Annotated in this window: 27 protein-coding genes and 1 riboswitch; of the genes, 2 read left to right on the forward strand and 25 right to left on the reverse strand. The window is 44.6% G+C overall.

Going from position 1 to position 22,941, the window contains the following annotated elements; genetic code table 11:
* Nucleotides 1-24: 24 nt before the first annotated feature.
* The 4 genes from NST79_RS16995 to NST79_RS17010 all read right to left on the reverse strand — a co-directional run bounded on the left by NST79_RS16995 (nt 25) and on the right by NST79_RS17010 (nt 4,171).
* On the reverse strand, nt 25-1,293 hold the full coding sequence (locus NST79_RS16995; protein WP_041850561.1) for an ABC transporter substrate-binding protein: 1,269 nt from the start codon (nt 1,291-1,293) through the stop codon (nt 25-27).
* 80 nt (nt 1,294-1,373) lie between these two features.
* Nucleotides 1,374-2,360: a fructosamine deglycase FrlB gene (gene frlB / locus NST79_RS17000; protein ID WP_015251278.1), complete on the reverse strand. Its 987-nt coding sequence runs from the start codon at nt 2,358-2,360 to the stop codon at nt 1,374-1,376.
* Nucleotides 2,361-2,575: 215 nt separating this feature from the next.
* A complete protein-coding gene (locus tag NST79_RS17005; protein ID WP_003228617.1) occupies nt 2,576-2,950 on the reverse strand; it encodes a nucleotide excision repair endonuclease in 375 nt (124 codons plus the stop codon).
* Nucleotides 2,951-3,052: 102 nt separating this feature from the next.
* The gene (locus NST79_RS17010; RefSeq protein WP_212060786.1) at nt 3,053-4,171 is read right to left on the reverse strand and encodes an FAD-binding oxidoreductase; all 1,119 of its coding nucleotides are present in this window, start codon (nt 4,169-4,171) and stop codon (nt 3,053-3,055) included.
* Nucleotides 4,172-4,329: 158 nt separating this feature from the next.
* Here NST79_RS17010 and sspG point away from each other — a divergent pair, with 158 nt between their 5' ends.
* Both sspG and NST79_RS17020 read left to right on the forward strand, forming a co-directional pair.
* Complete coding sequence (sspG, locus tag NST79_RS17015; protein WP_003228613.1) at nt 4,330-4,476, forward strand: acid-soluble spore protein SspG; 147 nt, start codon at nt 4,330-4,332, stop codon at nt 4,474-4,476.
* Nucleotides 4,476-4,751: a hypothetical protein gene (locus tag NST79_RS17020; RefSeq protein ID WP_003243521.1), complete on the forward strand. Its 276-nt coding sequence runs from the start codon at nt 4,476-4,478 to the stop codon at nt 4,749-4,751. Before sspG ends, NST79_RS17020 begins: the two co-directional genes overlap by 1 nt.
* Nucleotides 4,752-4,815: 64 nt before the next feature.
* On the opposite strand, the gene glxB is transcribed toward NST79_RS17020, so the two are convergent.
* The 21 genes from glxB to NST79_RS17125 all read right to left on the reverse strand — a co-directional run bounded on the left by glxB (nt 4,816) and on the right by NST79_RS17125 (nt 22,862).
* Nucleotides 4,816-5,199: a methylglyoxalase gene (glxB, locus tag NST79_RS17025; RefSeq protein WP_029318442.1), complete on the reverse strand. Its 384-nt coding sequence runs from the start codon at nt 5,197-5,199 to the stop codon at nt 4,816-4,818.
* A gap of 118 nt (nt 5,200-5,317) precedes the next feature.
* Nucleotides 5,318-5,596, reverse strand: a complete 279-nt coding sequence (locus NST79_RS17030) for a metalloregulator ArsR/SmtB family transcription factor (RefSeq protein ID WP_009968126.1) — start codon at nt 5,594-5,596, stop codon at nt 5,318-5,320.
* A 263-nt stretch (nt 5,597-5,859) separates the two neighbouring features.
* On the reverse strand, nt 5,860-7,257 hold the full coding sequence (sufB, locus tag NST79_RS17035; RefSeq protein ID WP_003228608.1) for a Fe-S cluster assembly protein SufB: 1,398 nt from the start codon (nt 7,255-7,257) through the stop codon (nt 5,860-5,862).
* Between the two features lie 20 nt (nt 7,258-7,277).
* Nucleotides 7,278-7,721 carry a Fe-S cluster assembly sulfur transfer protein SufU gene (gene sufU / locus NST79_RS17040; protein ID WP_003222809.1) on the reverse strand — a complete coding sequence of 148 codons (444 nt, stop codon included), beginning with the start codon at nt 7,719-7,721 and terminating at the stop codon, nt 7,278-7,280.
* Nucleotides 7,711-8,931 (reverse strand): cysteine desulfurase SufS, encoded by a 1,221-nt coding sequence (gene sufS / locus NST79_RS17045; RefSeq protein WP_003228604.1) that lies wholly within the window; start codon nt 8,929-8,931, stop codon nt 7,711-7,713. Before sufS ends, sufU begins: the two co-directional genes overlap by 11 nt.
* Entirely contained in the window at nt 8,931-10,244 is a 1,314-nt protein-coding gene (gene sufD, locus NST79_RS17050) for a Fe-S cluster assembly protein SufD (RefSeq protein ID WP_003228602.1), read from the reverse strand. The genes sufS and sufD overlap by 1 nt, the downstream gene beginning before the upstream one ends.
* A gap of 17 nt (nt 10,245-10,261) precedes the next feature.
* Nucleotides 10,262-11,047, reverse strand: a complete 786-nt coding sequence (sufC, locus tag NST79_RS17055) for a Fe-S cluster assembly ATPase SufC (protein WP_003151872.1) — start codon at nt 11,045-11,047, stop codon at nt 10,262-10,264.
* Nucleotides 11,048-11,240: 193 nt separating this feature from the next.
* Entirely contained in the window at nt 11,241-11,378 is a 138-nt protein-coding gene (locus tag NST79_RS17060; protein ID WP_003228600.1) for a hypothetical protein, read from the reverse strand.
* 193 nt (nt 11,379-11,571) lie between these two features.
* Nucleotides 11,572-11,949 (reverse strand): carboxymuconolactone decarboxylase family protein, encoded by a 378-nt coding sequence (locus tag NST79_RS17065; RefSeq protein ID WP_014477920.1) that lies wholly within the window; start codon nt 11,947-11,949, stop codon nt 11,572-11,574.
* A gap of 285 nt (nt 11,950-12,234) precedes the next feature.
* Nucleotides 12,235-13,059 carry a methionine ABC transporter substrate-binding lipoprotein MetQ gene (gene metQ, locus NST79_RS17070; RefSeq protein WP_003228595.1) on the reverse strand — a complete coding sequence of 275 codons (825 nt, stop codon included), beginning with the start codon at nt 13,057-13,059 and terminating at the stop codon, nt 12,235-12,237.
* A 13-nt stretch (nt 13,060-13,072) separates the two neighbouring features.
* On the reverse strand, nt 13,073-13,741 hold the full coding sequence (metP, locus tag NST79_RS17075; protein WP_003228593.1) for a methionine ABC transporter permease MetP: 669 nt from the start codon (nt 13,739-13,741) through the stop codon (nt 13,073-13,075).
* On the reverse strand, nt 13,734-14,759 hold the full coding sequence (gene metN, locus NST79_RS17080; protein WP_003242531.1) for a methionine ABC transporter ATP-binding protein MetN: 1,026 nt from the start codon (nt 14,757-14,759) through the stop codon (nt 13,734-13,736). Before metN ends, metP begins: the two co-directional genes overlap by 8 nt.
* Nucleotides 14,760-14,864: 105 nt before the next feature.
* A riboswitch (SAM riboswitch) is annotated at nt 14,865-14,971 on the reverse strand.
* A gap of 114 nt (nt 14,972-15,085) precedes the next feature.
* Nucleotides 15,086-15,430: an SCP2 sterol-binding domain-containing protein gene (locus NST79_RS17085; RefSeq protein WP_003228587.1), complete on the reverse strand. Its 345-nt coding sequence runs from the start codon at nt 15,428-15,430 to the stop codon at nt 15,086-15,088.
* A gap of 106 nt (nt 15,431-15,536) precedes the next feature.
* Nucleotides 15,537-15,857 (reverse strand): thioredoxin family protein, encoded by a 321-nt coding sequence (locus NST79_RS17090; protein WP_072173524.1) that lies wholly within the window; start codon nt 15,855-15,857, stop codon nt 15,537-15,539.
* 1 nt (nt 15,858) lies between these two features.
* Complete coding sequence (locus tag NST79_RS17095) at nt 15,859-16,221, reverse strand: toprim domain-containing protein (protein WP_015483668.1); 363 nt, start codon at nt 16,219-16,221, stop codon at nt 15,859-15,861.
* A gap of 77 nt (nt 16,222-16,298) precedes the next feature.
* Nucleotides 16,299-16,535: a YusG family protein gene (locus NST79_RS17100; protein ID WP_003228581.1), complete on the reverse strand. Its 237-nt coding sequence runs from the start codon at nt 16,533-16,535 to the stop codon at nt 16,299-16,301.
* Nucleotides 16,536-16,590: 55 nt separating this feature from the next.
* A complete protein-coding gene (gene gcvH / locus NST79_RS17105; protein WP_003222781.1) occupies nt 16,591-16,974 on the reverse strand; it encodes a glycine cleavage system protein GcvH in 384 nt (127 codons plus the stop codon).
* Nucleotides 16,975-17,040: 66 nt separating this feature from the next.
* On the reverse strand, nt 17,041-17,397 hold the full coding sequence (locus NST79_RS17110; RefSeq protein ID WP_003222779.1) for an arsenate reductase family protein: 357 nt from the start codon (nt 17,395-17,397) through the stop codon (nt 17,041-17,043).
* Between the two features lie 110 nt (nt 17,398-17,507).
* Complete coding sequence (gene fadE, locus NST79_RS17115) at nt 17,508-19,292, reverse strand: acyl-CoA dehydrogenase FadE (protein WP_153940235.1); 1,785 nt, start codon at nt 19,290-19,292, stop codon at nt 17,508-17,510.
* Between the two features lie 14 nt (nt 19,293-19,306).
* Complete coding sequence (locus NST79_RS17120; RefSeq protein WP_212060788.1) at nt 19,307-20,482, reverse strand: acetyl-CoA C-acetyltransferase; 1,176 nt, start codon at nt 20,480-20,482, stop codon at nt 19,307-19,309.
* A 10-nt stretch (nt 20,483-20,492) separates the two neighbouring features.
* Entirely contained in the window at nt 20,493-22,862 is a 2,370-nt protein-coding gene (locus tag NST79_RS17125; protein WP_119900126.1) for a 3-hydroxyacyl-CoA dehydrogenase/enoyl-CoA hydratase family protein, read from the reverse strand.
* Nucleotides 22,863-22,941 lie beyond the last annotated feature (79 nt).

Genomic DNA, 22,941 nt, shown 5'->3' on the forward strand with positions numbered 1-22,941 from the left:
GCGAAGCTTCACCTTTTCTTTGATTTATTCAGCTGACGCCCTCACCTGCTTTGCTGCCTTTTGAACGGCTTTCATCACCTGCTGCGGTGTCATGTCGCCGCCAAGCATTTGCTGGACGCCTGTTAGGTACGCATCTGCGACTTCAACATCGACATCCATATCAAACCATGGAACCATTGATTTGGCATCAACAATATGCTGAACGGCTTCACGCTGAATAGCTGTTGCATTTTCTTCAGTAGCCGTACCTTGCACTGCACTGTATTTCCCGACATCTTTCACGAGCTTTTCGCCCATTTTTTTCGACGTCAAGAACTGCAAAAATTCCATTGCTTCCTTCGGATGTTTTGTTCTTGAGGAAATCATGAATCCTTCCGGCGCTCCCGTTAACGCTTCTGAAGATCCTTTCTGCCCGCTGATTTCAGGAAATGGGAACATCCCGAGATTAACCGGTTCAACCAGCTTGATTTCCGCTGTTTCCGCATATATCATCGCCGACTTTCCGCTCTTAAATTGCTGTCTCACATATTCGTGGTCGACGGAGTTTACATGTTTATTAAAGTAAGGCATCAGCTCTTGAAGCTTTTCAAGTGCTTTTACGTAGCCTTCATCAGTAAATTCACCCGTTTTGGCGTTATAGTCCTTGTCTCGCGTTTTTTCATCGACCATCCGCTGATTAAGCGTGCCGATATAGTGCGAGATTGTCCAAGTCGCCTTTGTTCCGAAGCTGATCGGTGTGTAGCCATGTTCTTTCAGCTTTTTTGACACATCGATTAATTCATCCCACGTCTTCGGGGGATCAAGATTCATCTTTTGGAAAATGTCTTTATTATAGAAGAATGATTTAGCGTCCATTTGCCACGGCACGCCATATTGCTTGTTTTCATAAGTAAATGGTGTAATTTGCGATTGAACGAGCTGTGATGACCAATCGGTGTCATTTTTGTAGTAGGACGAGAGATCAAGTGCTTTATTGCCTCTGATAAATTTAAAAGCAAACTCATCGCTCCAAGAGAAGTAAATGTCAGGAGGGCTGGTGGTTCCCAGCATGACCTTAATTTTATCTTTATAGGAGTCATTTAAAACGGCTTCAATTTGAATGTCGATATCTGGGTGATCTTTTTCAAATTCCTTAACAACCTCTTCAAAATAACTTTTTTCCGGCTCCTTTGGCCATCTGTGGAAAAATTTCAATGTCACCTTTCCGTCCGCTGAACTGCTTTGGCTCGAACAGCCTGCGATGGTGAGCATACTGACAGCTGCAATGATCAAGAACAACAACATTTTCTTCAAAGGGTTGGCCTCCTCTGGACATTAGACTATAATGTTATATAACATTATAGTCTAATGCATAATGGTTCCTCATTTTCAGATCAATACTCAACTTTCCACATATATCTTCTATGAGATAAAGGATGATTTCTCGCCTCTGCCAGCTCGTCTGCATAGCTTCTCAGCACACGATTGAGAACGAGCGGAGCAAGATAGCCTTTAACTGAATCGTCAATTGCAGTGAAGTCGTAAGATGCAGCATCAAGCACAGTGAGCTTTTTGCCATACTTTTTCGAGAAGGTAAGCGCCCGCTCTTCAAGAGGTCTTGTTTCATCTAAACCGAGCAGGATGATAAACGGCACGGATTCATCAATAATTTCAAACGGTCCGTGAAAATATTCTCCGGCATGAATGGCGTGGGAATGAATCCATTGCATTTCCATGAGAATGCAGATGCTGTAGGAGTAAGCGACACCGTAGTTTGCACCGCTTGCCATGGTATAAATAATGCTTTCTTTTTCATGGGCTTTTGCAAATTGCTTGGCGTTGTCAGCTTCCTGCTTAAGGGCTTTTTCATATACAGCCTGCAATTGATCTAAGCCTTCAATTGCTTGTTGGAATTTCGTATTGTTTTCTAATACTTGCAGGGTTCCAAAAACGATTTGATACAAAACGCCATAGTTTGTATTGATCGCAAGCGCCTCATCACCCCAATCGTACTGGGCAACATATTGCGCTTCCTGCGCTAAAGGAGACTCCGGTTTAAACGTCATCGCAATCGTAAGTGCACCCTTGCCCCTTGCAAACGCAGCAGCTTTGACTGTCTCCGGGGTATTTCCCGAATGCGAGCACAAAATAACAAGAGACTTTTCACCAAGCTGAACAGGGTTGCGCTGAATAAATTCGTTGGCGCTGTAGAGGTCGGAGTTTATTGATTTTGACTCTCTGTCAAACACATACTTACTCGGATACATAATGGCAGAAGACCCTCCGCATGCGACAAAGAATACATGATCAATGGTTTTCCCTTTCAAATCCTGCAAGAAAGCTTGAACCTCACGATTTACTTTTGCTGTGGCCTGACTCAAATCCTTCACTCCCCGTTTTTATTATATAACGTTATATAACATTATATATTGTTATATTAAAGTCCGCGGGTAGGATTGTCAATATTATTTTCTGAAATTTCTCAATAATTTATTCGAATGATAGACAAAGGGTCTATACACGAAAAAATGCCCAAATCAAAAGCCAGAACTTGACTTAAGCTCTGGCTTCGCTGTTCAATCCGCAGACTGACGTCTTATTTAAAAAATACCTTGTCTATATTGTACTTCGAGTGCTGTGTATTGATGATATATGTTTCGTAAATCTCTCTTTCCATTGGATCATCAACTACACATACCTCGATTTTATAGACTTCATCTCTGTGATGTTTGATCGGTGAAACAGTGTCTTCGAAATGCTTCTTAATTCTCTGTCTTAACTTTCTGGCTTTACCGACAAACAGCAGCTCGTCATGAATGTTGTAAAACATAAAAATGCCGCCTTTGTCCCTTGGGATCTGGTGAAAGTCGATGAATCCGTGAATCGGTTTTATCTTCGGCTCGTTATCATTAGCTGACTGCTGTCGTTCAGTGATGGTGACATTCGGTGCGGGTATATCAATTTTTATCAAAATCAGTTCACGTCCTCTTTTTCATTAAAGATAAATGCTAACACATACAGAAAAGAAAAGCTAGAACAGCTTTATTATATTTGTTTGTCATGCTCTTACTTATTATGCAAGTGCTCCGGCTGGATCATAAGGACTAAGGTCTAATTCTGTCTGCTTTCCGAGAACTAGCTTTGCGAGCTCTACACCTAAGAACGGCCCCATCGTCAGTCCAGAAGCGCCCAAACCGTTAGCAGCGTACAGGCCTTGAACATTCGGCACAGCCCCTATGACCGGCAGAAAACCCGGTGTAAACGGCCTGAAGCCCACTCTTGTTTCAACAGCAGCCGCATCAGCAAGACCCGGTGCAACGGCTAACGCTTTGCTCAATACTTCGTGCTGGCCTCCGGCTGTCACACGAAGATCATCAAGACCGGCATCGTTCTCGTGTGTGGCGCCGGCTACAATTCTGCCGTTATCAAACGACAGAATGTACTGATCACTCGGCGGCATTACAACCGGCCACGATCCTGTATCTGTATCTGTCATTTCAAAATGCATAATCTGCGCTTTTTGAAATGACACTTGAAAATGAATGCCAAGAGGCTTCAATATCTCATTGGCCCATGCTCCCGCCGTCACAATCACCGCATCAGCTGCAAACTGCTTTGTATCTGTTTGCACGCCGGTGACTGTTCCGTTTTCAAAAAGCAAGGACGCATTTCCTTTGATGACCGTTGCGCCGCGTTTCTCTGCAGCGCTTAAAAGCGACCGGCACAGCGCTCTTCCGTTCACACGGGCGGCACCGCTGATATGAACCGATTCATAGCCGTCAGCTAAAATCGGAAACAGCTTTTTCGTTTCACTTGCAGACAAGCGGGTAATGTCGCCGATTTCCGGCGCATCCTCCCGTCTCTTATACGCCCTTTCCTCCATTTTATCGAGTTTAGACGCGTCAGTATGAATGCTGATGGCACCGACACGTTTGTATCCTGTATCCGTTTCACCGTCTTTTTCCAATTGATGGATTAAATCCTTATAGTACCTGGCTCCCCCCTTAGCAAGCTGGTACCAATCCTGATTACGACGTTGCGAGAGCCATGGACAGACGATCCCCGCCGCCGCATCAGTCGCTTGTCCCGGCTCTTTCCGATCAATGACAGTAACGCGAGCGCCTGATTTTGCGAGATGATAAGCCGTCGACGCGCCCAGAATCCCTGCGCCGACGATGATGTACGATTTCATATGCAAACACCTTTTCTATTATAATGTCTATTCATTTTACCAAATAGAATGCTTTCCTTCGACCTTTTGCCCTAATGTGGAAAAACCGCGAAGTTCGTCCAATCTCTTTACTCTCCTATCGAATATCCTGTCACTATCAATAGAGAAAGGATGATACCATGAGCGAAAATCGTCATGAAAATGAAGAAAACAGACGCGATGCGGCAGTCGCAAAAGTCCAAAACAGCGGTAATGCAAAAGTCGTGGTCAGCGTGAATACAGATCAGGATCAGGCACAGGCGCAGTCACAAGACGGAGAAGACTAATGAACGAAAACATCATTCCTCTCAACAGACATACTCAAGAGATACCCACTACTGAATCTGTTATCAAAAACAGCGGCAACTCAGAGGTCCATATCGACATTCACATTGATACAATGCCAATTGCTTTTGCTATATTATGCTCTGCATTAGCCGCAAAGCAGATGACAAAAGAGGAATTCGATATGGCTTATACTCAATTGCGAGAGATGAACAGAGAAAATAACAGCAGATCATCTGTAAAGCAAATTATCAATCAGGAGACAGAAGAAGAGTAAAAAACCGCGGGCCCTGTGGCCAGCGGTTTTTCTTCTGCATACAAAAAGGACGCGACTGAATCGGTTACTTCTGTACAATTTGAATAAGGTTACCGCATGTGTCGTCGAAGACAGCTATTGTGACTTCGCCCATTTTTGTCGGTTCCATCGTAAACGTCACGCCTTTTTCCTTTAATCGGTTGTACTCTTTTTGAATATCTGCAACGCCAAACATTGTGGCCGGGAGGCCTTCGGAGAATATTTTCTTTTGATACTCCTTGGCGGCAGGATGTTCATTCGGTTCGAGTAAAAGCTCGGTTCCGTCTTGATCATCTGGAGAAACAAGCGTTATCCACCTGAATTTCCCCATAGGAACGTCTTCCTTTTTTATAAACCCAAGTTTTTCTGTATAAAACTCCAGTGCCATGTCTTGATCTTGTACAAATATACTGGTAACAACGATTTTCATACTGTTTTTCCCTCCTTCGATATGAATGAAGCATGGTACTATGCTAACAATCTGGCTACAAGCAAAACAACCCACACATTTATCAGAGGCCCCGAGGCCCTGTTCTGATTTTATAAAATTATTCTATCCATCCTTTCAGCAAATTTTTAAGTGGTTCGTTGTTGAATATAAGTACTCGATATTTTCCCTTTCGTTTTGATGTTACGAGTCCTGCATCCTCCAGTACAGAAAGGTGTTTAGCTATCGCCTGTCGCGTAATAGAAAGGTCGTACTTTGTAATAAGACGTATCGTAAGTTCATACAACGTCAGCTCGTTGCGTTCAGATAATTCGTCTAATATAAGCCGCCGAGTCGAATCGCCGAGTGCTTTGAATATAGCGTCTTTGTTCCCATTCATATATTGAGTATAAGCAACTCATTAGTTGCATGTCAAGCATAAGCAACTGTATGGTTGCGCGATATAGAAACTGAACCTATCCGGCGCAGCTCTGAAATATTCTAATCGATAAGGACTTAAAACCATCAAAATAACAGTGGATATGTCTCTGAAAAATAAAAGAAGACGAACTTCAAAAGTTCGTCTTCTACAATCAAATTCGGCACGCCGGCCATTTTAAAAACTATCTCTAAACCCCTTGATAAACAAAGGAGTTTTCATCATTAACCGATAGAACCTTCCATTTCGAACTTAATCAAACGGTTCATTTCAACTGCGTATTCCATTGGAAGCTCTTTTGTGAATGGCTCGATAAAGCCCATTACGATCATTTCAGTTGCTTCTTCTTCAGAAATACCGCGGCTCATCAAGTAGAAGAGCTGCTCTTCAGATACTTTAGACACTTTCGCTTCGTGCTCCAATGAAATGTTATCATTTAAGATTTCATTGTAAGGAATTGTGTCTGAAGTTGATTTGTTATCCATAATGAGCGTATCGCACTCGATGTTAGAGCGAGCGCCTTCCGCTTTGCGTCCGAAGTGGACGATTCCGCGGTACGTTACTTTTCCGCCCTGTTTTGAAATCGATTTTGATACGATTGTAGATGATGTGTTTGGTGCAAGGTGAATCATTTTCGCACCTGCATCCTGATGCTGGCCTTTACCCGCAAGAGCGATAGAAAGCGTCATACCGCGCGCGCCTTCGCCTTTTAGGATACAAGCCGGATATTTCATTGTCAGCTTAGAACCGATGTTGCCGTCGATCCATTCCATTGTTGCGTTTTCTTCACAGACTGTACGCTTTGTTACAAGGTTGTAAACGTTGTTCGCCCAGTTTTGGATCGTTGTATAACGGCAGTAGCCGCCTTTTTTCACGATGATCTCAACGACCGCACTGTGAAGTGAGTTTGTTGTGTAAACAGGCGCAGTACAGCCTTCAACATAATGAACACTTGCTTCTTCGTCAACAATGATCAGTGTACGTTCGAACTGACCCATGTTCTCAGAGTTGATACGGAAGTAAGCTTGAAGCGGTGTTTCAACCTTCACGCCTTTAGGCACGTAGATGAAAGATCCGCCGGACCAAACAGCTGAGTTAAGCGCCGCAAACTTGTTATCAGTCGGCGGGATTACTTTTGCCCAGTGCTCACGGAAAATATCTTCATTCTCTTTCAGCGCGCTGTCAGTGTCTTTAAAGACGATGCCTTGCGCTTCAAGATCTTCTTTCATGTTGTGGTATACAACCTCAGATTCGTACTGAGCAGAAACACCCGCAAGGTATTTTTGTTCAGCTTCAGGAATACCGAGCTTGTCGAATGTTTGTTTAATTTCTTCAGGAACTTCATCCCAAGAACGCTCTGAACGCTCAGACGGTTTTACGTAGTACGTAATTTCGTCAAAGTTCAGTGAGTTTAAATCTCCGCCCCATTGAGGCATCGGCATGTTGTAGAAATGCTCAAGTGATTTCAAGCGGAAGTCAAGCATCCATTGAGGCTCTTCTTTCATGCGAGAAATTTCTTCTACGATTTCTTTTGTCAATCCGCGCTCTGAACGGAAAATGGAAACGTCCTTGTCGTGAAAACCATACTTGTATTCACCAATATCAGGCATTTTTTTAGCCATCCATTTTCACTCCAATCCTTTTAATTGCCGCCTTCTTCTTTCGCGACTCCTTTTTCAAGTGCTTTCCATGACAGGGTTGCACATTTGATACGGGCCGGGAATTTTGAAACACCTTGAAGGGCTTCAATATCCCCGAGATCTATAGAATCATCATACTCTTTCCCTTGCATCATATCCGAGAAAATCTTAGACATGGAAAGGGCAGTTTCAATATCTTTCCCTTTAATCGCCTGAGTCATCATCGAAGCGGATGCCATTGAAATAGAACAGCCTTCCCCTTCAAACTTCGCATCTTCCACGATGTCTCCGTCAAGCTTCATTGTCAGTCTGATGCGGTCGCCGCATGTCGGATTGTTCATATCCACGACGATGCTGTCATTCAAAACCCCTTTATTTCGCGGGTTTTTGTAATGATCCATAATCACCTGTCTGTACAATGTATCTAAGTTTGCATTAAAAGACATTTGTAAAATACTCCTTTGTCTTTTGAAGAGCTTCCACAAGCTTATCAATCTCTTCCTCTGTATTATACAGATAAAAGCTTGCTCTTGCAGTAGCAGTTACATCCAGCCATTTCATCAGCGGCTGCGCACAATGGTGGCCGGCTCTGACTGCAATTCCCTCCGCATCAAGCACAGTCGCCACATCGTGCGGATGAACATCATCAAGGTTAAATGTGACAAGCCCGGCACGCTCTTCCGGCCCGTAAACCGTTACGCCGTCAAGCTGGCGGAAGCGTTCAAGCGCATAAGCTGCAAGCTTGTGCTCATGGCGGGAAATCTCATCAAGACCGATTTCTTCGAGAAAATCAATGGCGGCACCGAGGCCGATTGCTCCTGCAATAATCGGCGTACCCGCTTCGAATTTCCACGGAAGCTCTTTCCAAGTTGATTCATAAAGCCCGACAAAGTCGATCATTTCACCGCCGAATTCGGCAGGCTCCATGTTTTCCAGCAGGGCTTTCTTTCCGTACAGCACACCAACACCGGTAGGTCCGCACATTTTATGGGAAGAAAGCGCAAAGAAGTCGCAATCGAGATCCTGCACGTCAATTTTCATGTGAGGCGTGCTTTGTGCACCGTCCACCACAATGACAGCCCCATTGTCATGAGCGATTTTCGCCATTTCTTTAATCGGGTTGACCGTGCCGAGGACATTAGATACATGAGACACCGCAACAATTTTTGTGTTGCTTGTGACCGTTTCTCTGACGTCTTCTAAAGAAATCGTTCCGTCTTCCTGCAACGGAATATATTTTAATGTGGCGCCAGTTGCTTTTACAGCCTGCTGCCACGGAATGATATTCGCATGATGCTCCATGTAGGTGATGACCACTTCATCACCAGGTTTCAGGTTGGCGCGTGCATAGCTTAACGCCACCATATTCAGTGATGTGGTCGTGCCTTTTGTGAAAATAATCTCAGCCATTGACTTCGCGTTAATAAACTTGCGGACTTTTTCACGCGCTCCTTCATAACCATCTGTCGCTCTGGTTCCAAGTGTATGGACGCCCCGGTGAACATTGGAATTGTATTGGTTATAATACTTATCCAGTGTTTCAATGACAGCACGCGGCTTCTGAGAAGTCGCCGCGCTGTCGAGATAAACGAGATCATGTCCGTTCACTTGCTGATGAAGGATGGGGAACTGTTCACGAATATCTGTGATATTCATTACTTCACTTTCCTTTCGATAACAGAAACTAATTGTTTCTTAACGCCTTCAATCGGAAGTTCATTTACTACCGGTGCAAGGAATCCGTAAATGACTAAGCGTTCTGCTTCTTCTTTCGGAATTCCACGGCTCATCAGGTAGTAAAGCTGAATAGGGTCCACACGGCCGACAGATGCCGCATGTCCTGCAGTTACATCGTCTTCGTCAATTAAAAGAATAGGGTTTGCGTCTCCGCGTGCTTTTTCGCTAAGCATCAGCACGCGTGATTCTTGCTCCGCATTCGCTTTAGAAGCGCCATGTTCGATTTTGCCGATTCCGTTAAAGATAGAAGAAGCGGAATCCTTCATCACACCGTGCTTCAAGATATAGCCTTCAGAAGCTTTACCGAAATGGATGATTTGTGTTGTGAAGTTTTCTGTCTGCTCTCCTCTTCCGACAACAACCGTTTTCGTATCGCCGTATGTGCCGTCACCGTAAAGGTTTGTTGTATTTTCGGAAATCGTGTCGCCGTCGTTCATCAGGCCAAGAGCCCACTCGATTTTGCTGTCGCGTCCGCGCGCAGCACCGCGGCGGTTCACATAAGTTGTCACACCGCTTGACAGATTATCCACCGCACCGTATGTCACGCTGGCATTATCACCTGTGATGACCTCACTGATAATATTGAAGACAGCGTCTTTCGGGTTTACAGTGCTGATGTAGTTTTCTACATATGTTACAGAACTGTGGTCTTCAGCCACAATCAGCACGTGGTTGAATAGAGCTGTATCATTGCTTTCGTGGACATAAACAGCCTGAACCGGCGTCTCCACCTGAACATTTTTCGGAACATAAAGGAATGCTCCTCCGTTAACAAGAGCCGCGTGAAGTGCAGTTAACTTATGTTCGTCAACCTTCACGCCGTCCTTCATAAAGTATTTCTCCACCAAGTCGCTGTGCTCGCGTGCAGCAGTCAGAATATCAGTGAAGATGACGCCTTTGTCTTTCAATTCTTGAGAAAGAGAAAGATGTGCCGGCGTCTGGTCACGCTGTACGTATAATGTTTTATCTTCGTTTTCAATGTCGATCAGCGCTTTTACTTCATCAGTCAAATCTTCTAATGAAGAAAGCGGTTCGTTATCCACTGTATGCTTCGCGAAATTCGTGAAGTTCCAGTTTGTGATTTTTGTTTTGTCAGGTTTCGGCATCGGCAGATCCTCAGCTTGTTCAAGAGCCTGTAAGCGCAGGTTCTTCAGCCAGGCAGGTTCTTGGTGCTTTTCGGAAAAGCTTTTGAGATACTCCTGATCTACGGATAGTTTTGTACCTAGTGTCATATTAATCCCCCTAACGCTTACGCTTCTTGGCCAACAGTTTCGTCTTCAATGCCAAGTTCTTGTTTGATCCAGTCATAACCTTCTGCTTCAAGACGCTGTGCAAGCTCTGCACCGCCGGATTTTACAACGCGGCCTTGCATCATAACGTGAACAACATCCGGAGTGATGTAGTTTAACAGGCGCTGATAGTGAGTGATCATCAAGCAGCCGAAGTTTTCGCTGCGCATTTTGTTGATCCCTTTTGATACAACTTTCAAAGCGTCAATATCAAGACCTGAGTCAATTTCATCAAGGATGGCGATTTTCGGTTCAATCATCATTAATTGAAGGATTTCGTTGCGTTTTTTCTCCCCGCCTGAGAAGCCTTCGTTAAGATAGCGCTGAGCCATTTCGGGGTCCATTTCAAGGAACTCCATGTTTTCGTCCATTTTGCGGATGAATTTCATGAGAGAAATTTCATCGCCTTCTTCTCTGCGCGCGTTGATTGCTGAGCGAAGGAAGTCGGCATTTGTCACACCGCTGATTTCACTTGGGTACTGCATCGCAAGGAATAAGCCTGCCTGCGCACGCTCGTCCACTTCCATCTCCAGTACATCTTTGCCGTCAAGCGTGATGCTGCCTTTTGTTACTTCATATTTAGGATGCCCCATAATAGCAGCTGATAAAGTGGATTTACCAGTTCCGTTCGGGCCCATTACTGCGTGGAATTCTCCACCTTTTATTTCAAGGTTTACACCCTTTAAGATCTCTTTCCCTTCGATTTCAACGTGAAGATCTTTGATCGTTAATGTTGAAGCAGCCATATCTATACCTCCAAAAATATATAATCATTATTCTCATTTTATTCTCATTCTAATTTTATAACAAATGAAAAGTAAATACAACTTTTTATCGTGCCTTGCACATTCCTCAAGTTTAACAAAGATCAGCACTTTATTAAAGCGATTGAAAAAGAAAAAGAGTGGATTCCCACCCTTTTTTAAAAGATTGATTTTCTCAATAAGCTCCCGCAGAAATCCGCTTGCTTTTTTCATAATCAAGCTCTCTCTGCCGCTCTACTTTCATTCTTGTTTCCAGCCGGCGTCCATATTCCTCGTATCCAATTCCGTGTGACAGCTGCATCGCTTTTTCCATTTCTGACGTATAATCGAGGTTCAGTCTGTCCTGGCTGCTGCAAATAATGAATCAATCCCTTCATATATTTGCTTTTTATTGTACCAGTGCTGCGTTGGATGCCGCAAAAACGATTTGGCGTGAAATAGCGGCAGATGAGACGAAAGCATCCTTTCAGAACAAATGAGAATGGTTTTTCGGAATATTCCTTCTCTTAATGCGTGGTGTTTCCGAATTCCTCAATGCACTGTTGAACGACTGTCACGCCTTGGCTGAAAGCCGCTCCGCCTCCAAATGCCGCTGCCACACTGACGGCTTCGAGAATGTTTTCTTCTGTCGCTCCCTGATCGAGACAGCCTTTTGTATGATAGATCATGCAATATTCGTCCTGAGCATTGATGGCAATTCCGAGGGCGATCAGCTGTTTTTCTCTTTCAGTCAGAGAATTCCCGGCAAAGCACTGTTCAGTAAATTCGTTAAATTTTCTTCCCATCAGCGGCATCTTTTGTTCAAATGTACCTAAACCATGTTTATATTGTTTTAACGCGTCCTGCATGCTTCCTCTGTCTTGATTCAAAGAAAATCCCTCCATCTGTTTAACATTCCTTTTTATTATGAACAGCTTTTAGGAAAATACGCGAAAAAAACCCCGGATTTCTCATCCGGGGTTTCACCGTGTCAGCAAACCCTCGCATTCGTTGTCAGACCTGCGCGTTGGTGCTCACGAATTGCAACATTCGCTCCGCTCCAATGCTCGGCCTTCCTAGACTTCAAGGGTTTTCAATCACGCTGAAAAGATGACAAAGCCCTAAAACGAATATCGTTTTAGGGCTTTGTCAATAATTGAACCCCGGAATTCTCATCCGGGGTTTCAGTCTTATTCAGATACAGGAAGCACAGCTCCGTCGTATTTTTTCTCGATGAAGTCTTTGATCTTTTTAGAGTGAAGAACTTCCATCAGCGCTTTGATTTTTGCAGAATCTTCTTCGCCTTTTCTTACTGCGATGATGTTAGCGTATGGGTTGTTTTTCGTTGATTCTACTTCAATTGCGTCTTTTTTAGGATTTAATTTATTTTGGATCGCATAGTTTACATTGATGAAGACCGCGTCTCCTTCTTTGTTTTCATATGCTTTTGCCGTTAATTCAGGCGCTACTTTTTTGAATTCAAGGTTTTTCGGGTTTTTCTTAATGTCTTTCAATGTTGCGTCAACTGTTTCCACTTTAGAATCAAGAGTGATTAATCCAGCGTTTTCAAGCATTGCAAGCATACGGCCTTGTTCAGCAACGTTGTTTGTCAGAATGATTGTCGCACCGTCTGGAAGGTCTTTCAGTGATTTGTATGTTTTAGAGTAAATACCGAATGGCTCTAAGTGAACAGCGCCGGCATTCACAAGTTTGTAATCTGTGTTTTCTTTCATTTCTTGCTCAAGGTAAGGAATGTGCTGGAAGTAGTTCGCGTCCACTTCTTTATCAGCTAAAGCTTTATTGTACATTTTATAATCACTAAGAACTTTCACTTTCAGCGTATAGCCTTTTTCTTTCAGCAATGGTTCAGCTTCTTTTAAAATTTCCGCATGCGGTGTTTTCGTTGCCGCAACGACAATTTCTTTCTTGCCGGATTCAGCGCCGTTATTCGAACCGCAGGCAGCCATAACTCCTGCAAATACAAGCAGTAATGCACCCAAAAATAGCTTTTTCAATGTAAATCCTCCCTTATCGTTTGTCTATAATATTTGTTATTAGATCACCGATGATTTGAATAATAAACACGATGATTAAAATAAACACAGTAGCAACGAAGGTAACATCAGCGTTATTAGACTGATATCCTTCTACGTACGCAAGGTTTCCAAGGCCTCCTGAACCAATGGCTCCGGCAATTGCCGTTGAGCCGATCAAAGCGATGGCAGTAACCGTAATGCCAGAAATAAGAGCAGGCATTGATTCCGGAATCAGCACTTTGAAAATAATCGTAGACGTTTTCGCGCCCATTGATTTAGCGGCTTCAATCACACCTTTATCCACCTCACGCAGCGCGATTTCAACAAGGCGCGCGTAAAATGGTGCCGAGCCGATTACCAGCGCCGGCAATGCGGCGTTTGGCCCTAAGATCGTGCCGACTAAAAATTTCGTAAAACCTAATAGTAAAATAATTAAAATAAGGAACGGAATCGATCTGAATATGTTAACAACGGCCGCAATCACAGAGTTGACCGCTTTATTCTGCCAGAGGCTTCCTTTGCTCGTCAGAAAGAGCAGCAAGCCGAGGATGACCCCGATGACAAAAGCAAACAGTAAAGAAATCAGCGTCATATAAAGTGTTTCATATGTCGCGTTCCATAATTCAGTTAAATCAACGTTCGGGAAGTATTTTTCAAACATTCGTGATCACCTCTGCTTTCACCTGTTTGTCATTAATGAATCGGATCACGTTTTGCACTTCTTCCTCGTCCCCGTCAATGTGGATGAACAGTGAACCGTAAGCCCCATCCTTCGTCTGCGAAATTTTCCCTTGCAGAATATTGACGCTGACATTGAAGTTTCTGATCATCTCTGTAATCAGAGGCTGTTCTGCTGACTCACCGACAAATGTGAGCTGAACCATTTTTCCTGATGCTGTATCATCAAGAAGGTGCTGAAGCGTCTCTTTCGTTTCTTCCGGCTCTGTCACCTGTTGAACAAATCGTTTTGTCATTTGTTCCTTTGGATTTTTAAAGACATCGAGAACCTCGCCTTCTTCGACCACCTTGCCGTTTTCCATGACGGCGACTCTGTTGCAGATTTTGCGGATGACATGCATTTCGTGCGTAATCAGCACAATCGTCAAACCGAGTCTTTCATTAATATCGGACAATAGATCCAGAATTGAATCTGTCGTTTGCGGATCTAATGCTGATGTCGCTTCGTCACAAAGAAGAACCTTCGGATTGTTTGCAAGCGCTCTGGCAATTCCCACACGCTGCTTCTGACCGCCGCTCAGCTGAGACGGATAAGATTTTTCTTTTCCTTCTAAACCTACCAGTTTAATCAGTTCATTGGCGCGCTTGATCCGCTCGCTCTTTTTCACTCCGGCAATTTCCAAAGGAAACATGATATTATCTCTGACAGTCCGCGACCAAAGCAAATTGAAATGCTGGAAAATCATACTGATCTCATGGCGTGCTTTTCTTAAACCGCGTCCATTTACTTCATTAATCTTGGTTCCCGCCACTTCCACGGTTCCTGAGGTTGGTTTCTCAAGGCCGTTCAGCAGACGGATTAAGGAACTCTTACCAGCTCCGCTATATCCTATAATTCCAAAAATCTCACCTTTTTTAATGGAAAGCGAGACATTTTGGACAGCATTGACATCTCCATGTTTCGACTTGTAAACTTTTGAAACATCCTGAAGATTGATCAAAGCAATCACCTGCCTTAACACTATTCTAAGAAATCTTCCGGTTTTTTCTGCAAAAGAAAAGCCTTTCTGCACACTTGAGCAGAAAGGCTTATATAAAATGCCTTTCTCTCATCTTTCAAAGCTGAACGCTTCGTGTGAATTGGCACCATTTCAACAGTGTTGATGGTTGCCGGGCTTCATAGGGCACTTCCCTCCACCTCTCTTGATAAGAGAAATATATAGTCTTTTTCGTCCGGAAATTCTTAATGTAGAATAGCACGGCTAATGATTAAATGTCAATAAAATAAATGATGTCAACTTTTACTATTATAATAATTTATTATTTTTTAATTTTTTAAAATCCTCTGAAAAAATCCATTTGTCAGCCAGAGAATGGCTTCCAGTTTTAACAGGGCCCTGAATGACCCCTTTACTTTGAGGCTTCCGCTCTGAATGAGGTGCTGCAGGGAAATGTCTCCGTGCAATAAATCAATAATTTCCGTTTGGTTTCCGTAAAAGGTCAGGTTGGACGTTTGGGGCGGAGAAACTTTTTTCATTTCTCCCTGTTCGTTTATTGAGACGGTTAAGGCTTCTGCTTCTCCTTGGAAGGTAATGAGCAATGTTGAGGCATTCAAAAGGGGTTTTAAAAACAGATGCTGATACTCATCCTCTAAAACTTCCGCTTTCTCCATATGTACAACCTCCTATTTGTTGGTCATACATACACATTTCTCTCTTTGTCGCAAGAACCCCTTTATAAAACGAACGACAATTTCATTGGATATGCTGAGAAATATGTCATAAATGGGATGCGGAAGATGATTTTTGTTTGATCAGCTCATATAAATAAGAAACGGAATGAAATGCATATCCTCTTTCTACCAACTTTCCGCCTTTAAACAGCAGAAAACAAGGGACGCTTTCAATTTGATACGCTTTTGCGAATGTCGGAGAGTAATTGACATTGTTTTGATAGAAGGCGACATCCGGCAGCATTTCTTTCACCACTGTCAGCATTTTGCTTGCAAGCTGGCAGGTGCCGCAAAACGGAGTATATAAATATAGAAGGTACACATCATCTTCAATGTGATCAAGTTCGTGTTCTTGGAGTTCTTTCATGCTATACACCTCGGGACTTTCTTTCAAGAAAAATAGTATGGACATTCAGATTCGCACGCAGCAATACAGAGGCGACATGGTGCCTGGGCGCAGCCGCTACTTCCTTATAGGCTCTGTCGATATGGAGATGGCAGGCTTCATTAAATTCACGCTTCAGCTGTTTTCTCAATTTCTCACCTGATTCATCAGCATCAACTAATATATAGACGTCTTTATCATAAAGCTCGTCAGCCAATTCCTCGAGCCTCAGCTGGCTGATTGTTCCGTTTGTGCAGATAATGCGCACCGGTTCATTCAGGACGCTTTCGATTTTCTCTTTATCTGATTTCCCCTCAACAATCATAACCTTTTCCAGCTCATCCATCTTCATCTTGTTCACCTGCCGCGTCAAATTTGAAACGTTCAGATTGTAAAAGAAGGCAGTGAAATTCACCGCCAACATTAACACCAGCCGTTTTCGTAGTCACAATCTACATATTTTGCGTCGTCTCCAGAGACCACATCGGCTGTCTTATAAAATTTCTCATTTTCAAAGGAATAACCGGACTTAAGCTCATATTCATTCATGCTTGTCATTTGGCCGATCATCTCATTATCATGATATAACGAGAGCCGGCCATTTTGAAAGCGGCCTGTCACGTCATTGGTGACATCGAGCTTTTGTTTGTCGAAAGCCATATTGGACACCTCCCATAACGTTAGCGTGTCCAATTGCTTTTACGGCTATCCTGTTTTAGTCTTCTTGTGTCATCTCTTCGTATTGCTCTGCTGTCATCAGTTTTTCAATTTCAGAAGCGTCAGATGGCTCAACGACGATCATCCATGCTTTTTCGTACGGAGATTCGTTGACGAATTCCGGACTGTCATCAAGATCTTCGTTTACTTCCACAACCGTTCCGTTAATCGGTGCATAAAGCTCAGATACCGTTTTAACGGATTCAACACTGCCGAATGGCTCGTCCGCTTTGATTTCAGCGCCCACTTCAGGAAGTTCGACAAACACGATGTCGCCTAGTTCTGACTGGGCAAAATGCGTAATTCCGATTCTGGCTTTTTCTCCTTCAACTTTTACCCACTCGTGTTCTCCTGAGTAACGCAAATCTTTTGGTATGCTCAATTGAATCCCTCCATTTTTTACAGCACTACAATAAGAAGATACCACACTTTTCAAAAAAAATTTACATTAAGCCCAGTTTTCTTCAAATTGGTCTTCTTTAAATCCGACAGTCACTTTTTCGCCGTCTGTTGTAAGCGGGCGTTTGATCAGCATGCCATCTGAAGCCAGCAGCTCGAGCTGTTCGTCCTCTGACATGTGATACAGCTTTTCCTTGAGATTGAGCTCGCGGTATTTCATGCCGCTCGTGTTGAAAAATTTCTTGAGATCCAGCCCGCTTTTTTCATAAAGCGCTTTTAATTCTTCTTTGCTTGGCGGCTGCTCAGCAATATGTATTTCGTTTATTTCTTTCCCATGCTCTTCAAGCCACTTCTTTGCTTTGCGGCACGTTCCGCATTTAGGGTACCAGTAAAAAGTTAACGACATCTTCTTCCCCCTCAATAAAATAATCGAGGTTATTTTAACACAGTTTGTTTTAAAAACCTAAAACAGTGCTTCTTAAAAAAGAGCTCCGCGCATGCGGAGCTCATGGCCAATCAGACAGTATATTTCTCAGCCTCAAAAATGCCTGCCGCCGCCTCGCGTTTTTTCTGAATCACGTTTTTAGGCGTTACGCGTGTCAGCTTGCGCAGAGCGGAAAGCATCATGCGGAGTGAATCTCCTTCTTCCATTGCGATAAGGGATTCCTTCGCATGCGCTTCAATTTCGTTAAAGGCCTCTTGAACGAAAATTTCTGTGTACAGCACCTTTTGCGCTGCTTTTTCAGCGCCTTGTGCGGCAATGGCCTTTTCCGTTCTGAGCACGGCTGATTCCATTGCGTATACATTGCTGACGATATCCGCTACGTTCACGAGAATTTCTTGCTCACGATCGATCGCTTTTCCGTATTTTTGCGCGGCTAGGCCGGCAGCAAACAACGCAATTTTTTTGGCTTGCTTGACGATATATTTCTCCTGCTCTAAGACGCCGCTTCCAGGCTCTTCAGGCATAAGCATCATGAGTTCTTCCTGCAGCGACTGCGCTTTTTCGAATAAAGGCAGCTCGCCTTTAAGCGCTTTTTTCAGGAAGGTGCTTGGCACGATTAACCGGTTGATTTCGTTTGTGCCTTCAAAAATCCGATTGATCCTTGAATCCCTATAGGCCCTTTCTACTTCGTATTCCTGCATAAAGCCGTAGCCTCCATGAATCTGCACGCCTTCATCAACGATATAATCAAGCGTTTCAGAGCCGAATACCTTATTCAGAGAGCATTCGATGGCGTATTCCGCAATCGATTTGGCGATTTGCCGGCCGTCCTTGAGATCTTCGGCCGTGAACTGGCTCATATTGTCTTCAAACAGCCCGACGGTTCTGTATACAGAGCTTTCCATCGCATACAGCCTTGAGGCCATTGTCCCGATTTTTTCCTGTGTCAATGAAAAACCAGCAATCGGCGTTTTAAATTGGCGGCGCTGATTTGCGTATGCCGCAGACAGCTCGATGACGCGTTTAGATGCGCCGATTGTGCCAACCGCCAGTTTATAACGGCCGATGTTTAAAATATTAAAGGCGATGACATGCCCTTTGCCGATTTCTCCGAGCAGGTTTTCCTTTGGCACTTCAGCTTGATCCAGAATGAGGGTTCTTGTCGATGATCCCTTGATTCCCATTTTCTTTTCTTCCGGTCCCGTGGAGACACCCGGGAACTCTTTTTCTACAATAAAGGCTGAAAACTTGTCGCCGTCTACCTTAGCGTAAACCACAAATACATCGGCAAAAGCAGAGTTGGTAATCCACTGTTTTTCCCCTGTTAATACATAATGGGTTCCTGCTTCATTCAGCACAGCTGTTGTTTTTGCTCCAAGTGCATCAGACCCAGAGCCAGGCTCAGTCAGAGCATAAGCGGCGATCTTTTCGCCTGAAGCGAGTCCAGGCAAATATTTTTTCTTTTGTTCTTCTGACCCGAAAAAGACGATCGGCAAGGAACCGATACCGACATGCGCGCCATAAGAAAGAGAAAAGCTTCCCGCACGCGAAAATTTCTCAGTGATGAGTGCCGAGCTGATTTTATCAAGGCCGAGCCCGCCGTATTCTTCCGGCACATCGGCGCCAAGCAGCCCTAGTTCGCCCGCTTTCTTCAACAGTCTGACAGAATGCTCGAATTGATGGTTTTCGATATCATCTATATGAGGGAGAACATCTTGCTCGATATAATCCTCTGTTGTTTTCGCAATCATTTTATGCTCGTCAGTGAGATCCTCCGGTGTATACATTTGATCGTATGTGACATCCTCGATTAAAAATCCGCCGCCTTTTTGTACTTCAGCCGCTTTTTTTGCCATTTGTTTTTCCCCCTTTAGCATAATTCAAATACACCGGCCGCTCCCATCCCGCCGCCGATACACATGGTCACGACTCCAAATTGCTCGTTTCTCCGTTTCATTTCATGGATGAGTGAGAGTGTAAGCTTTGTGCCCGTACAGCCAAGCGGGTGTCCAAGCGCGATTGCGCCCCCGTTGACATTCACTTTTTCTTCATCAATTCCCAATTCCCTGATTACTTGAATGGCCTGTGAGGCAAAAGCTTCATTCAGTTCAAACAAGCCGATGTCCTGCAGCTGAAGTCCGGCAAGCTTCAAAGCGCGTGGAATCGCTTCCACCGGTCCGATTCCCATCACTTCCGGCGGTACGCCGCCTACCGCAAAGGAGCGGAATTTCACAAGCGGCGCCAGGCCAAGAGCATCGGCTTTTTCCCGGTCCATCAGCATGACAGCCGCCGCTCCGTCACTTGTCTGCGAGGAATTGCCCGCAGTCACCGTCCCATCAACGGAAAAGGCCGGGCGCAATGTCGATAAGATGTCTGCAGTCGTTTGCGGGCGAACACCTTCATCCTGAGAAAACACAAACTGTTTTTCCATAGGCTTATGGTCTTCTCCGATTTCTGTCACCGTCACTTCTACGGGTACAATTTCATCTTTAAATTTTCCTTCTGCAAGGGCTTTAGCAGCGTTTTGGTGGCTGCGAACGGCAAACGCGTCTTGATCCTCACGGGAGACGCCGTATTTTTTCGCGACTTGCTCGGCTGTGTGGCCCATGCTCATATAATATTCCGGTGCCTTTTCTGTCAAAGCAAGGTTCGGACGGGTAACATGCCCCATCATCGGAACTTGCGACATGGATTCTGCTCCGCCGGCGATCGCTGTATCGTAGGCGCCCAGCATAATTTTTTCTGCTGCATATGCAATAGACTGAAGGCCTGAAGAGCAATAACGGTTAACTGTAATCGCCGGAACCGTGTACGGCAGGCCCGCGAGCGCACCGATATTTCTCGCCATATTAAGCCCCTGCTCCGCTTCAGGCGTTGCACAGCCAATAATCAAATCGTCAATATTGCCTTCGTAACCGCCTGCCCGTTTCAGTGTCTCTTTTACACAAATCGCTCCCAAATCATCCGGGCGAACGGTGGCCAACGATCCTTTTTTTGCTTTTCCAACCGGTGTTCTTGCACCTGACACAATGACTGCCTCTTTCATAAGCTCCCTCCTAATTCCGTAAAGGTTTACCTTTCACAAGCATATGCTGCATTCTCGCTTGAGATTTTGCTTCTCCTGCCAAACTCAAAAACGCTTCTCTTTCGATCTCCAATAAATACTCTTCATCAACCTCTGTACCAAACGGCACTTTTCCGCCCGCAATGACATAAGCGAGTTTTTTCGCGATCTTGAAATCATGCTCAGATATATAGCCGGACAGCTTCATCTGCTCAGCGCCAAGCAAGAGTGCCGCATAACCGGTTTCTCCCGGCACCTTGACCTTTTCTTTTACAGGCGGCCGCCAGCCGGTATCGTATAAAGATGCCGCCAGCTGCTTCGCATCGTATAACAGGTGGTCTTGATTCACGCTAATCTGATCCGTTTCTTTTAAGATGTTCATCTCACGAGCCTCTTGAGCGGAAGCGGACACTTTCGCCATCGCAATCGTTTCAAATGTTTTCATTGCCGCATTCATCGGATCAAGGCCACGGCGTAGATGATTGATGTACAGCTCTTTGTTTCCCCCTCCGCCAGGGATGAGGCCGACACCTGATTCAACAAGGCCCATATAGGCTTCGCTTGCCGCTTGAGTACGCGCCGCAGGCAGGCATACTTCCGTTCCTCCGCCGAGCGTCATGCCAAATGGCGCGGCGACGACCGGTTTCGCACTGTATTTGATCTTCATCATCGTCTCCTGAAAACGGCGGATCACAAAATCAACTTCCAAAAAGTTGTCATCTTGGACTTCCATTAAGATCATGGCGAGATTCGCGCCGACGCAGAAATTTTTCCCTTGATTGCCGATGACAAGCCCCTTGTAATTCCGTTCTGTTTCCTCTAATCCTTTGTGGATCATTTGAATGATATCAAGGCCGATCGCATTGCTTTTCGAATGAAATTCAAGAAGGGCCACATCATCTCCAAGGTCAATTAAGCTTGCTCCGCTGTTTTTCGCAATCACGCCTTTTGTTTCTTTAAGTGCTTGTAAATGAATTCGTTTTTTGTTTTCTTTCACGGCTCTGTATTCGCCGCGGTCATAATAAAATACCGTTCCGTTCTCTTTGATGTAGAAGGTTTCATTTCCTTTGTCCAGCATCTCTTTTATCCAGCCAGGCATATCTGCTCCAAGCTGCTCGAGCTTTTCCGCTGACTGCTTGAGGCCGATGGCGTCCCACATCTCAAAAGGTCCCAGTTCCCAGCCGAATCCCCACTTCATGGCTTGGTCAATCGCATGAATATCATCGGCAATCTCGCCAAGCAGCTCGGCTGAGTAAAGCAGGGTTTGAGATGTGATATTCCACAGCAATCGGCCGGCTCTGTCATCCGAATAAATAAGCGCTTTCATTTTGGCTTTTGTCCCTTTTGCCTGTTTTGCCGCTTCAAGTGCCGGTGTTTTCATTTTTGTCCGCTCGCCGTAAGTAAGCGTCACTGGGTCAAGCTCATAAATCGTTTTTCCTTCTTTTTTATAAAAGCCTTGGCCGGCCTTACTTCCGATCCACCCTTTTTCCAGCATATCGTTCATGAAGCTTGGAAGGCGAAACACTTCTTTTTCATCGCCATCAGCTTTGTCATACACATTTCGGGCAACGTGGGCGAATGTATCGAGACCGACCACATCAAGCGTTCTAAAGGTAGCGCTTTTCGGCCTGCCGATCAGCGGTCCTGTGATCGAATCAACCTCCCCGACCTGATAGCCGCCTTTCAGCATTTCTTGGACTGTCACGAGAAGCCCGTACGTCCCGATGCGGTTTGCGATAAAGTTCGGTGTGTCCTTTGCTGTAACAACACCTTTCCCGAGGACATTTTCTCCGAAAGCTGTCATAAACTTTAAAATATCAGGATCCGTTTCCTTAATCGGAATGATCTCCAGCAGCTTTAAATAGCGTGCGGGATTAAAAAAATGCGTTCCGAGAAAATGGGCTTTAAAATCATCCGACCGGCCTTCAGCCATTTCCTGCACTGATATGCCGGATGTGTTGCTTGAGACGATGCTTCCAGTCTTTCGATGTTCATCCACAAGAGCGAAAATTTTCTTTTTGACTTCAAGGTTTTCGACAACGACCTCAATAATCCAATCTGCTTCTTTCAGTTTTTCTGCATCATCCTCCAGATTGCCCGGTGTAATATAGGAGGTATTTTTCGCTGATGTGAGGGGAGCGGGCTTTTGTTTCAGCAGTTTTTTCATCGCCTGCCGGCTCAGCCTGCTGCGCACCTCCGGACTGTCCTTCGTCAGCCCTTTTTTTTCCTCTTCCTTTGTCAAATCGTTCGGCACAATATCTAGCAGCAGGACAGGAATTCCGATGTTAGCCAAATGCGCCGCTATCCCGGAACCCATTACCCCCGATCCTAAAACGGCTGCCTTCCGAATGTGTTTGTGCATGAGATATCCCCCTTGAACATTGAATGAATAGTCATTCATTTTTTGGCTAAAAAAAATGAAACCCGTTTCTTCTTTCATC

The sequence above is a fragment of the Bacillus sp. PS196 genome, from assembly GCF_037963555.1.
GTDB classification, from domain to species: domain Bacteria; phylum Bacillota; class Bacilli; order Bacillales; family Bacillaceae; genus Bacillus; species Bacillus subtilis.

What these genes read in the sequence shown, in the direction of transcription:
- NST79_RS17010 (WP_212060786.1), bottom strand. Translation starts at nt 4,171, where the DNA reads ATGAAATCGTACATCATCGTCGGCGCAGGGATTCTGGGCGCGTCGACG.
- sspG (WP_003228613.1), top strand. Translation starts at nt 4,330, where the DNA reads ATGAGCGAAAATCGTCATGAAAATGAAGAAAACAGACGCGATGCGGCA.
- NST79_RS17020 (WP_003243521.1), top strand. Translation starts at nt 4,476, where the DNA reads ATGAACGAAAACATCATTCCTCTCAACAGACATACTCAAGAGATACCC.
- glxB (WP_029318442.1), bottom strand. Translation starts at nt 5,199, where the DNA reads ATGAAAATCGTTGTTACCAGTATATTTGTACAAGATCAAGACATGGCA.
- NST79_RS17030 (WP_009968126.1), bottom strand. Translation starts at nt 5,596, where the DNA reads ATGAATGGGAACAAAGACGCTATATTCAAAGCACTCGGCGATTCGACT.
- sufB (WP_003228608.1), bottom strand. Translation starts at nt 7,257, where the DNA reads ATGGCTAAAAAAATGCCTGATATTGGTGAATACAAGTATGGTTTTCAC.
- sufU (WP_003222809.1), bottom strand. Translation starts at nt 7,721, where the DNA reads ATGTCTTTTAATGCAAACTTAGATACATTGTACAGACAGGTGATTATG.
- sufS (WP_003228604.1), bottom strand. Translation starts at nt 8,931, where the DNA reads ATGAATATCACAGATATTCGTGAACAGTTCCCCATCCTTCATCAGCAA.
- sufD (WP_003228602.1), bottom strand. Translation starts at nt 10,244, where the DNA reads ATGACACTAGGTACAAAACTATCCGTAGATCAGGAGTATCTCAAAAGC.
- sufC (WP_003151872.1), bottom strand. Translation starts at nt 11,047, where the DNA reads ATGGCTGCTTCAACATTAACGATCAAAGATCTTCACGTTGAAATCGAA.
- NST79_RS17060 (WP_003228600.1), bottom strand. Translation starts at nt 11,378, where the DNA reads ATGGAAAAAGCGATGCAGCTGTCACACGGAATTGGATACGAGGAATAT.
- NST79_RS17065 (WP_014477920.1), bottom strand. Translation starts at nt 11,949, where the DNA reads ATGGAGGGATTTTCTTTGAATCAAGACAGAGGAAGCATGCAGGACGCG.
- metP (WP_003228593.1), bottom strand. Translation starts at nt 13,741, where the DNA reads ATGTTTGAAAAATACTTCCCGAACGTTGATTTAACTGAATTATGGAAC.
- NST79_RS17085 (WP_003228587.1), bottom strand. Translation starts at nt 15,430, where the DNA reads ATGGAGAAAGCGGAAGTTTTAGAGGATGAGTATCAGCATCTGTTTTTA.
- NST79_RS17090 (WP_072173524.1), bottom strand. Translation starts at nt 15,857, where the DNA reads ATGAAAGAACTCCAAGAACACGAACTTGATCACATTGAAGATGATGTG.
- NST79_RS17095 (WP_015483668.1), bottom strand. Translation starts at nt 16,221, where the DNA reads ATGGATGAGCTGGAAAAGGTTATGATTGTTGAGGGGAAATCAGATAAA.
- NST79_RS17100 (WP_003228581.1), bottom strand. Translation starts at nt 16,535, where the DNA reads ATGGCTTTCGACAAACAAAAGCTCGATGTCACCAATGACGTGACAGGC.
- NST79_RS17110 (WP_003222779.1), bottom strand. Translation starts at nt 17,397, where the DNA reads ATGTCGTTAACTTTTTACTGGTACCCTAAATGCGGAACGTGCCGCAAA.
- fadE (WP_153940235.1), bottom strand. Translation starts at nt 19,292, where the DNA reads ATGGCAAAAAAAGCGGCTGAAGTACAAAAAGGCGGCGGATTTTTAATC.
- NST79_RS17120 (WP_212060788.1), bottom strand. Translation starts at nt 20,482, where the DNA reads ATGAAAGAGGCAGTCATTGTGTCAGGTGCAAGAACACCGGTTGGAAAA.
- NST79_RS17125 (WP_119900126.1), bottom strand. Translation starts at nt 22,862, where the DNA reads ATGCACAAACACATTCGGAAGGCAGCCGTTTTAGGATCGGGGGTAATG.